Origin of the sequence: Rothia sp. HMSC071F11, assembly GCF_001809115.1 — a bacterium.
Classification (GTDB): Bacteria; Actinomycetota; Actinomycetes; order Actinomycetales; family Micrococcaceae; genus Rothia; species Rothia dentocariosa.
In genome coordinates, this window is the sequence record NZ_KV795763.1 from 273,854 (window position 1) to 274,629 (window position 776).

The window sequence follows — 776 nt, forward strand, 5'->3', positions numbered from 1 at the left end:
CTCTATTATCCCGGAGTAGAGCCGCAGTACAGGTTTATGACACTCCTGCCGCAGCAACAAGCCCCGCAGACATGGGTTAAGCCCGCAGAAACGCACGTGTTTCTGCGGGCTTGTCCCATATTTACGTCCGATGCGGTTCAGCCAGAAAGAGGTTTAGAACCCGAGTCCTCCGCCACTGCCGGAACCGGTGGATGCGCCACCGCTGGCACCTGAGGATGCAGAGCTGCTCATTCCAAGGTCAATTTCCCAAGTGCCATCTTTGTAGGTGCCTTTAAAGGTTTGCGGTCCTTCCTGACGCCGCGATTTCTCGGGAATATCCGTCACCTGACCGTTTTGAACCGTAAAGCTGCCCAGATTCGCCGATACCTTTCCTTCCCATGTATAGGTGTCGCCTTCAATCTTGGGCTGCGGAGTATCAAGAGAAGCTTTGACGGTGAAGTCCTCAGACCAAAGCTTATCTGGTGCCCCAGAAGATTTCATCTGTTCTTCAGCCTTTGAGAGTTGTTCTTTGCCTTTAAGGTTGCTTTCCTTAAGAGCACTGCTATCTGCCGTCATATAGAAATACTGGAAACTAGCAATAATAAAGGCGATATTCTGATAGAAGCCCTCCACCGATTTCTCATTCAAGTTATCCGGCTTAATAGGTTTCGGAACATTCTTCGCCGGATGCTCGCGAGTTGCGGGCTCATAGTTCCCGGCGGAAGTATCAAACTTGTCATACTTCACCTCGCCGCTGTAATCATCACGCTTCGACGAATCAGAACCGCCGCCGCCAT

1 protein-coding gene is annotated in these 776 nt (G+C 51.2%); it reads right to left on the reverse strand.

Annotated elements, in window-relative coordinates:
• Positions 1-153 precede the first annotated feature (153 nt).
• Positions 154-776, reverse strand: a 623-nt coding sequence (locus HMPREF2554_RS09140) for a DUF6318 family protein (protein WP_070554865.1), incomplete at its 5' end; no start/stop codon positions are given.